Here is a 9230-nt window from a genome sequence, read left to right on the forward strand (position 1 = left end):
TTGTTTGACTGCCTATTTTTGTATCTCCTCCCCTGGCACATGTAATCGATTGATTTATATTTGTTCTTTAGAATGCTTTAAAAACGAGGGATGCTCCGAGATCAGGTTGTCTGAAGTTACACTAAACAGCCATCAAAAGTTGCACTTCGAATTTGAATCCACGTAATAATAGAATTATTAATTGCCGCGCTCATCATTTTTGCGCTTTGGCTTACGGGGATATGTTTAAAAGGTACTGATATCGAGCGACACATTAAGGTCAACAGCGGCCAAGGTCGTTCACCCTATTCAGTTATTTTTCTCGCCAGAATAGCTTGCTGCTATGTCATTTTTGAATTATCCACCTCAATGTTGGAGCAGGCGCAAGCCCTGTTAGTAGATTACTTCGGTTCATTGGAGAGAGGGTAAATTCGTGGGGATACCTCAGGATTTAACCCAGAAGCCGCAGGGCTGTCCCCTGCAACGAAGGGTGGGGTTACCGCGCTAACAAGACCTCATGCTTACACCAGCACGCCATCAATCAGTTGCAAAACCCGTTCCGCCTGGTTGGCAAGTTGTGCATCATGCGTGACGATGACAAGCGTAGCATTGACTTTGCGATTGAGCTCTAGCATTAAATTGAATACCCCTTCGGCGGTATGGCGATCAAGATTGCCAGTCGGTTCGTCAGCCAGCACGCAGGCCGGTTGGGTTACCAGCGCGCGCGCCACGGCTGCCCGCTGACGTTCTCCGCCAGAGAGTTCACCCGGCGTGTGAGTCAGGCGATGACCCAGGCCTACGTGCTGTAGCATTTCTGCCGCGCGCTCCATTGCTTCCCGTTTATTCAAGCGCCGGATCAGCAGCGGCATGGCGACGTTTTCCTGTGCGCTGAACTCCGGCAGCAGATGGTGGAACTGATAAATAAAACCGAGTGATTGATTGCGCAACTGACATCTTTTTTCTTCGCTGATATTGGTGATGTCTTGCCCCAGCAGCAGAATTTGTCCTTTGCTCGGTGAATCCAACCCGCCCAGCAGGTGCAGTAGCGTGCTTTTTCCTGAACCGGAGGCCCCGACAATCGAAATCATTTCACCCTTGTTCAGCGTTAGATTGACGCCGTGTAATACGGGTACTTCCAGCTTGCCCTGAAAGTAGCTTTTATAGAGATTCTGACATGAGATGACCGTATTATTCATACCGTAACGCCTCCACCGGATTAACTTTTGCTGCCCGGTAACTTGGGTAAAGCGTGGCCAGCAGTGTCAAGATGAAGGATACTGCTGCCACCGTCACGATGTCATCAAGCTGGGGATCAGAAGGTATTTCACTGATGTAATAAACTTCCTGTGAGAGAAACTGCACGTTAAATAGCTGCTCGATGAATGCGACCACTTCACCGACATTATAAGCCAGCAGTATCCCGCCAATGAGGCCCAGCACTGTGCCAAGAACGCCGATTAACGTTCCCTGGACGATAAATATTTTCATAATGCTGCCAGGACTGGCACCCAGGGTACGGAGAATGGCGATATCCGATTGTTTATCAGTCACGGCCATGACCAGCGTGGAGACGATGTTGAAGGCGGCGACGGCGATGATTAATGCGAGAATCAGTGACAGCATGCGCTTCTCGATTTGGATGGCTCTGAAGTAATTGGCGTGCTGGTGCGTCCAGTCACTGATGTAATTATCAGCTGAAATCACCAATGACAGGTCTCGTGCAACTTGCGGCGCCTGAAACATATCCTGCAGTTTCAGTCGGACCCCAGAAACCTGGTTGGGTTCCATGCGATAGAGTTTCTGGGCATCTGCCATGTGAATCAATGCTAAACCCGAATCATATTCATAATGGCCCGCTTCAAAAACACCCGTGACGGTGAATTGTTTTAGACGAGGTAATATCCCGGCGGGCGTCACCTGGCCTTGCGGTGAAATCAGAACAATCTTGTCACCCGGGAAGGCACCCAGGCTGCGCGCCAGTTCGATACCGATGACGATACCGAATTCCCCTGCGGCCAACTGAGTAAGCTCGCCCATCACCATCATTTGTGCGAAATCGGCGACGTGATTTTCAGTATCGGGTAAAATCCCACGCACCATGACACCCCGTACGACCTGATTATGCGAGAGCATACCTTGTGCGTTGACATAGGGGGCTGCCGCGACTACCTGGGGGTGCTTGCTTGCCGTGTCAGCAACTTGCTGCCAGTTAGTTAAAATGCCATTGATGCTGCTGACCTGAACGTGTGAAGCCACGCCGAGTATCCGTGACCGGATTTCCTTGTGAAAGCCATTCATCACGGACATGACCGTGATAAGCACGGTCATACCCAGCGTAATGCCCAGTAAAGAAATCAGGGAAATAAAGGAGATAAAGTGATTGCGCTTTTTTGCGCGTGTGTAGCGTAAGCCGATTAACAGTTCATAGGGAGACACGAATTTTTTCCTGGAGAAATGAGTTTTAGCGTGTGTCATATTCTAATGAACCTACATGAGTAAGTGACAGGAAATTTTCAGATGAAATCTGGATTACCGCCAAATTACAGAAAGCGCTTCAAGTCTCCAGTATAATTGATTTCTAGAAGAACAGGATTTGGCAGAGAGTGTGCTGACTTATGTTGCGTGAGGGAAAAGTTCGGATTATTGGCGGCAAGTGGCGCAGTCGGGTGATTACTTTTCCCGATGACCCGTATTTAAGGCCCACGCCTGACCGGGTACGTGAAACGGTATTTAACTGGCTGGGACAGGAGTTAACCGGCAAGCGCTGCCTGGATTTGTTTGCGGGAAGCGGGGCGATGGGTTTTGAGGCCGCATCACGTGGAGCGGAGCATGTCGTGATGGTGGAATTGAATAAAAGCATCTTGCGGTGGCTACATAGTGCCCAGGAAAAACTGGGTGCAGCGCAAGTGGAATTAGTGCAGATGAATGCGATGGCGTTTATTGCCTCTGATGCCAGGCAATATGATGTCATTTTTTTAGACCCTCCTTACCAGTTTGATCTGTTGCCCGAATTGATCACTTACCTTCCTTCGCGTCTTACAAAAGACGGTCTGGTTTATGTCGAAAGTGATCATGGTGCCGAGCTTGATAAACAATGGCTCGTCTGGCGAAGCGGACGAGCAGGCAAGGTTTACTATCAATTACTGAAATTGAACAAAAATGGATAAAGCCGTTTATCCCGGTACTTTCGACCCCATGACGCGCGGTCATGAAGATCTGGTGCGCCGTGCGGCAAAATTATTTGATAGGGTTGTCGTAGCCGTTGCTGCCGATAGTGGTAAAGCGCCCTTTTTTTCGTTGAACGATCGTATCAAAATGGCACAGGAAGTGCTGAAGGATTGTCCAAATATTGAGGTGATGGGGTTTTCTGGTTTGTTAACCGAGTTCTTACAGCAGCAAAATACCCGGATCATCCTGCGCGGCTTGCGGGCAGTATCTGACTTTGAATATGAGTTTCAACTGGCAGGAATGAATCGTAGCTTGTATCCTGATGTTGAAACTGTTTTCTTGACCCCTTCTGAGCAATACATGTTTATTTCCGCAACGATTGTCCGAGAGATTGCCAGATTGGGGGGGGATGCGGCTAAATTTGTGCATCCCATTGTTGCGGAGCAGTTACGTAAGAAAATGAAGAACTGATTTGTTGAGGTTGATATGGCGTTAATAATTACCGATGAATGTATCAATTGTGATGTGTGTGAGCCGGAATGTCCTAACGGGGCCATTTCGCAAGGCGAGGAAATTTATGTCATCAATCCCAATTTATGCACGGAGTGCGTGGGGCATTATGACACGCCCCAATGCGTTGAGGTTTGCCCGGTCAATTGTATTATCACCAATCCAGATGTGATCGAGAGCCGCGAGCAGCTGCTCGCTAAATACCATGCGCTGATTACTGACGCGGGGCAAGCTCCTCAGGAATAGCGTACCGTCTTGGCCCGAAAATTGCGGTGCCTACGCGTACAATCGTTGCGCCTTCTGCAATCGCAATATCCATATCTTCAGACATTCCCATTGATAACGTGTCGATATCGAATCCATCCTTTTTGAGCTGATCAAATATTTTCCGCATCATTTGGAATTGCTCCCGCTGGAGGGCCGTCGCAGAAGTAAGCTCGGGAACCGCCATCAAGCCACGTAATTTTAGATGAGGTAGCTGATTGACAAAGGCAGCAAGCTCCGCTGCTTGCTCAGGAGCTATGCCACTTTTGGTGACTTCTCCACTGACATTGACTTGTACGCAGACTTGCAGTGGAGGGAGTGATTCCGGCCTGGCATTAGACAGGCGGACAGCAATTTTCTCACGGTCGACGCTGTGTACCCAGGAAAAGTTTTCTGCAATGGATTTTGTTTTGTTGCTTTGGATCGGACCAATAAAATGCCACTCAATAGGCAAATCGGCAAGGGCACGAATTTTTATCAATCCTTCCTGTAGATAGTTTTCTCCAAACACAGTTTGCCCTGCCTCCCAGGCTTCTCTTAATTTTTCGGGCGGGTTGGTCTTGCTGGCAGCCAATAACAGAATGTCTTCGGGTTTTCGTCCGGCATTCCTGGCAGCTTCTGCAATACAGGATTTGACTGTTTGCAGGCGTGTGGCAATGGTAGTCATGATTTACTAATGGCTATGAAAAAAACAATGAAATGGCACTCGTTGGGAAAAGATGCGCTCGCCAAGATAGGCAGTCGACAACTCAATATCTTCTTAATTTTTATTAATCCCTACCGTTGATAAACAAACAGGTTTTTACTTTGAGCTGGAAAACCAAGAACAATTTGCGTTGCCCAGTATGACCTACTCAGAATCTAGGGAATAAAGATGAACATAGTAGAACTACTTGCCTTCGTGGTCAAGAATAACGCTTCTGACTTGCATTTATCTGCCGGGATGCCGCCAATGATACGCGCGCATGGCGATATCAGGCGCATCAATTTACCCGCAATGGAGCATAAAGATGTTCATGATATGGTTTATGACATCATGAATGACAGTCAGCGTAAATTCTATGAAGAGCATCTGGAATGCGACTTTTCTTTTGCTGTTCCTAATCTTGCGCGTTTCCGGGTAAATGCATTCAATACCCATCGTGGTGCAGCCACTGTCATGCGAACGATTCCATCAAAAGTGCTGACGCTGGAACAAATCAAAGCGCCCAAGATTTTTGCTGAAATTGCTCAGCAACCACGTGGCGTGGTGCTAGTGACGGGTCCGACTGGCTCTGGTAAGTCAACTACATTGGCTGCGATGATCAATGATATCAATGAGAATCAGTATGGTCATATCCTAACGCTGGAGGATCCGATCGAATTCGTTCATGAAAGCAAGAAATGTCTTATCAATCAACGTGAGGTCGGCAGAGATACGCATAGTTTCGCTAATGCGTTGCGCGCAGCTTTGCGAGAAGATCCGGATATTATTCTGGTCGGTGAGATGCGAGACCTGGAGACGATTCGTCTGGCGATGACCGCTGCAGAAACAGGCCATCTGGTATTTGGCACGCTGCACACCAGCTCGGCTGCCAAAACGATCGATCGTATCATCGATGTTTTCCCTGCCGAAGAAAAGGAAATGGTGCGCGCCATGTTGTCTGAATCCCTCCGGGCGGTCATTTCTCAGACATTGCTGAAGACAAAGGATGGGACGGGTCGGGCGGCGGCACATGAAATCATGATTGGCACACCGGCCATCCGTAATCTGATTCGGGAAGGTAAGGTGGCGCAGATGTATTCAACCATACAGACCAGTGGGAATGTAGGGATGCAGACGCTCGATCAGAACCTGGCTGATCTGGTGAAGCGCAATATCATTTCTATACCAGAGGCAAGGGCCAAAGCAATGAACAAGGATAATTTTCGGGGTTGATATCCCTGATTCAGAAGGATTGGGAAATCTATCATGGAACAAGAGCAAGCAATAAAATTTATGCACAATTTGCTGCGTTTGATGCTCAGCAAAAAGGCTTCCGATTTGTTTATCACGGCAGGCTACCCCCCCGCGTTTAAAATTGACGGGAAGATGACACCAGTATCACAGCAGCAGCTTTCACCCCAGCATACGGCTGAGCTTGCGCGCGCTATCATGAATGCCAAACAGGCAGCAGAGTTTGAGGCGAGCAAGGAGTGCAATTTCGCCATTCATCCGCATGGGATTGGGCGATTCCGTGTCAATGCGTTTGTTCAACAGCAGCGAGCTGGACTGGTGATCCGAACGATTACCACACAAATTCCAAAATTCGATGATTTGGGGCTACCAATAGTACTGAAAGATGTGGTGATGAGCAAGCGTGGTTTGGTCATTTTCGTAGGCGGCACGGGGTCAGGCAAATCAACATCACTTGCCGCCTTGATCGGTCATCGTAACCAGAATAGCTATGGCCATATCATCACCATTGAAGACCCGGTGGAATACGTGCATGAGCACATCAATTGCGTTATCACGCAACGGGAAGTCGGCGTGGATACCGATTCCTGGGAGGCGGCGCTCAAGAATACTCTGCGCCAGGCGCCCGATCTCATTCTGATTGGTGAAATTCGTGATCGTGAAACGATGGAGCATGCGATCGCGTTTGCTGAGACAGGCCACTTATGCATGGGGACACTGCATGCCAATAGCGCCAATCAGGCGCTTGACCGTATTATCAATTTCTTCCCCGAAGAACGGCGGGCGCAGCTTCTGATGGATTTATCATTAAATCTGCGAGCATTGATCGCGCAGCGATTGATTCCTAGGAAAGAAGGAAAGGGGCGGGTGGCAGCGATTGAAGTGATGCTGAATTCCCCGTTGATCTCAGATCTGATTTTTAAGGGTGAGGTACATGAAATCAAAGAAATCATGAAAAAATCGCGAGAGCTTGGCATGCAGACTTTTGATATGGCGCTATTTGAGCTTTACGAGGCCGGCCAGATCGGTTATGAGGATGCGCTGAGAAATGCGGATTCCATGAATGAACTGCGCTTGCAAATCAAGCTTCATGGTTCAGAAGCGAAGCACACAGACATCAATGCAGGGATTGAGCACTTGACGATTACCTGATTTAGGTAAATGAGGTCACGTTCCATTGGCTTATTCTGGTTTTTCCGGCAAATCGAACATTGCTCAATTTGCCGGTTCAGGATTATTGTATCGTCAATAAGGATCGTTCATTTAAATTTTGAGGTAAACGCGCATTGTGAGTGTAGATACTTTTAAGTTGATCAAGTTGCGCTCCTGAAATGGTGATCGCTTTTGGCAGAATATACCATTGAACGCCTTCGCTGCAGGGCGGCGTTGTTAAAGATCCGGCTAGGGTATAGTATTTGATCGGATGATCAAGTGGCGGAAGCAATGCTGCGGGATTGATTTGCAAGCCAGAATTTTCGTTTTTTTCTCCTGCAGTATGGGGTGTATTGTCTAGAATGGCTTGGAATGTTGGGTTTTCATCTCCTACATTGACTGCAACCGCCAAAACGACAATTCTGCCATCATCTTGAACATGAACATAGTGCAATTCAGCTGGAAATCTTGTATTACCCAAGACATGTTCGCTAGGCTCATGAAAATGAAATTGGATTAACGGGAAAGATTCATCTCCAATCTTCAGCGCACCAGTGTAATCGAGCGATGTATTGACTTGTACCCCATGACCGCTATTGTAAAAAGCGGGTGCATCAATATCATACAAAATCTCCATCGGATTAAGTGGGATTTTATTAATTTCCGCAGAATCCAAATCGACAGGAGATTGATGCTTCCCTACACCGCATTCTGCAAAGGGATATCTTAGTGGTGGAAATGGCTGAGATGTGTCTTCAATGGCCCACCATGTTGATTGCTCTTCATGTCCCCAGTGCGGTGAGCCTGAAAAAGCAATTGTTGCGTAGGATGCAATAACAACTGATAGTAAATTATCTAATATTCTTCTTTTCATTTATTACTCCAGATTGGAAATTATTATTAGACTAACAAGTATGTTTTCTGCAGTATTCAATCATTGGCGATTGCTTTTTAGGGCTGGATTCTTGTCTTGAGTTAATATCTTGTGTCGATTGTGAGGTTTGTTTTTTAGTTGACGAATCAGACTGTACTGGCAGTATCAGTTTATTTGCGTCTGTTGATGAATTTGATTTATTTTTTGTCGAGTCGGCGAAACACGAAATACTGAAACTTAATATAGTAATTAACAAAACTTTAGTAAGCATAATAAGGTCCTTGTATATCAGAAGAATTTATAAAAATAAATGCTTATTCAAATACTAAAATTCATTTGCATTTAACCAATGTTTTGCATCGTGAATAACTTGAATTGAGGTAAATACAATAAAAGCTTATTTGATTAAAGTTTAGTGATCTAAGTCCTCCAGTTATTTTTTTATTATTTTATTAATCTGGGTAATTAATTTTCCGTTCAACTAACACGAGGAGTTACGAATACATAACCTTTAGCCCTAACGGATCAGCAATGCTTTTACTAGCAGAACAATTTTCTAATAAACATAGAATCTCCCTGTTGTGAAAAAAGCGTGACAAATAAAAAAATGAGAAAGTAGGAGAAGTACTGTTAATTTGCATTTGTTTTTCTCCAAGGACATAGGCTAAGTGTCATTCGAATTCTTGTGTACCATCTGAATCTAAAAAACATGGAAAGCGCACCTTTGGATAAGAGCCGTACTGTTGCATCGATAACGTATTCCTTGACTTCGATGTGCCCATTATCCACGAGGGGATCAGCTTAATAATGACTTGTTCTATAGCGTAATCTTCATTGCCGTCAGTGATTAACGACAGTCAGGTCAGGCCGGATAATAATCAATATCAACATGAATCCAGTAAGTAAAAGTCGTAGTATCCATAAGCTTCCCCGCTGTCTCTGTTATTGCTTATTTAGTATCTTATGTATATAAAGTACATTACATAAGCTAAAAAAAATGTGAAGATAAATTTTATTGATCAGACTATATGAAGTGAAGCTTGAGGTTACCATCGACGGTAACAGCATGGATATGCCAAACTTATTGAAGTAAATTTAACCCGAATATTTCATAAATTGGCACGTGTCCTCTCAAGAAACACAATATATCCCCATGATTAGTTGAATGATTTTTCAAGTTGATTGAGGAGCGGGAACGAGTTGCATGCCAAGTTTTTCAGCGCGCCTGGCGAGGTGATGCATAACACGCTGGCGATAGCGCTCCTCGTAGTAATCCTGTCCTTGGTCTGTGTATTCCTCACCCTTGGTTAACATGGTGTAGATAAGACGAGCCAGTTTGTGGGCGAC

9 protein-coding genes are annotated in these 9230 nt (G+C 46.0%); 5 read left to right on the plus strand and 4 right to left on the minus strand.

Translation table 11 applies throughout. The annotated features are described in order from the left end of the window. Positions 1 to 500 precede the first annotated feature (500 nt). A complete protein-coding gene (lolD, locus tag BLP80_RS13585; RefSeq protein WP_090544120.1) occupies positions 501 to 1175 on the minus strand; it encodes a lipoprotein-releasing ABC transporter ATP-binding protein LolD in 675 nt (224 codons plus the stop codon). Then, the gene (locus tag BLP80_RS13590; protein WP_090544122.1) at positions 1168 to 2415 is read right to left on the minus strand and encodes a lipoprotein-releasing ABC transporter permease subunit; all 1248 of its coding nucleotides are present in this window, start codon (positions 2413 to 2415) and stop codon (positions 1168 to 1170) included. The genes lolD and BLP80_RS13590 overlap by 8 nt, the downstream gene beginning before the upstream one ends. A gap of 179 nt (positions 2416 to 2594) precedes the next feature. On the opposite strand from BLP80_RS13590, the gene rsmD reads away from it, so the two are divergent. The 3 genes from rsmD to BLP80_RS13605 are packed head-to-tail and all read left to right on the plus strand — an operon-like array spanning position 2595 to position 3903. Then, a complete protein-coding gene (gene rsmD, locus BLP80_RS13595; protein WP_090544125.1) occupies positions 2595 to 3146 on the plus strand; it encodes a 16S rRNA (guanine(966)-N(2))-methyltransferase RsmD in 552 nt (183 codons plus the stop codon). Further along, positions 3139 to 3618, plus strand: coding sequence for a pantetheine-phosphate adenylyltransferase (coaD, locus tag BLP80_RS13600; protein WP_090544127.1), 480 nt, complete (start codon positions 3139 to 3141; stop codon positions 3616 to 3618). Before rsmD ends, coaD begins: the two co-directional genes overlap by 8 nt. Positions 3619 to 3633: 15 nt before the next feature. Beyond that, complete coding sequence (locus BLP80_RS13605) at positions 3634 to 3903, plus strand: YfhL family 4Fe-4S dicluster ferredoxin (protein WP_090544129.1); 270 nt, start codon at positions 3634 to 3636, stop codon at positions 3901 to 3903. On the opposite strand, the gene BLP80_RS13610 is transcribed toward BLP80_RS13605, so the two are convergent. Next, positions 3872 to 4588 carry a YggS family pyridoxal phosphate-dependent enzyme gene (locus tag BLP80_RS13610; protein ID WP_090544131.1) on the minus strand — a complete coding sequence of 239 codons (717 nt, stop codon included), beginning with the start codon at positions 4586 to 4588 and terminating at the stop codon, positions 3872 to 3874. The two genes, BLP80_RS13605 and BLP80_RS13610, sit on opposite strands and share 32 nt — an antisense overlap. Before the next feature lie 207 nt (positions 4589 to 4795). On the opposite strand from BLP80_RS13610, the gene BLP80_RS13615 reads away from it, so the two are divergent. Next, positions 4796 to 5839: a type IV pilus twitching motility protein PilT gene (locus BLP80_RS13615; RefSeq protein WP_090544133.1), complete on the plus strand. Its 1044-nt coding sequence runs from the start codon at positions 4796 to 4798 to the stop codon at positions 5837 to 5839. A gap of 33 nt (positions 5840 to 5872) precedes the next feature. Further along, positions 5873 to 7009 (plus strand): PilT/PilU family type 4a pilus ATPase, encoded by a 1137-nt coding sequence (locus BLP80_RS13620; RefSeq protein WP_090544135.1) that lies wholly within the window; start codon positions 5873 to 5875, stop codon positions 7007 to 7009. Positions 7010 to 7091: 82 nt separating this feature from the next. On the opposite strand, the gene BLP80_RS13625 is transcribed toward BLP80_RS13620, so the two are convergent. After that, on the minus strand, positions 7092 to 7883 hold the full coding sequence (locus BLP80_RS13625; RefSeq protein ID WP_090544137.1) for a carbonic anhydrase family protein: 792 nt from the start codon (positions 7881 to 7883) through the stop codon (positions 7092 to 7094). Between the last annotated feature and the right edge of the window lie 1347 nt (positions 7884 to 9230).

This window comes from Nitrosomonas sp. Nm132 (genome assembly GCF_900100485.1).
Classification (GTDB): Bacteria; Pseudomonadota; Gammaproteobacteria; order Burkholderiales; family Nitrosomonadaceae; genus Nitrosomonas.

Coding starts and splice junctions, on each gene's coding strand:
- lolD (WP_090544120.1), bottom strand. CDS start 1,175: ATGAATAATACGGTCATCTCATGTCAGAATCTCTATAAAAGCTACTTT.
- rsmD (WP_090544125.1), top strand. CDS start 2,595: ATGTTGCGTGAGGGAAAAGTTCGGATTATTGGCGGCAAGTGGCGCAGT.
- coaD (WP_090544127.1), top strand. CDS start 3,139: ATGGATAAAGCCGTTTATCCCGGTACTTTCGACCCCATGACGCGCGGT.
- BLP80_RS13610 (WP_090544131.1), bottom strand. CDS start 4,588: ATGACTACCATTGCCACACGCCTGCAAACAGTCAAATCCTGTATTGCA.
- BLP80_RS13620 (WP_090544135.1), top strand. CDS start 5,873: ATGGAACAAGAGCAAGCAATAAAATTTATGCACAATTTGCTGCGTTTG.
- BLP80_RS13625 (WP_090544137.1), bottom strand. CDS start 7,883: ATGAAAAGAAGAATATTAGATAATTTACTATCAGTTGTTATTGCATCC.
- BLP80_RS13605 (WP_090544129.1), top strand. CDS start 3,634: ATGGCGTTAATAATTACCGATGAATGTATCAATTGTGATGTGTGTGAG.
- BLP80_RS13615 (WP_090544133.1), top strand. CDS start 4,796: ATGAACATAGTAGAACTACTTGCCTTCGTGGTCAAGAATAACGCTTCT.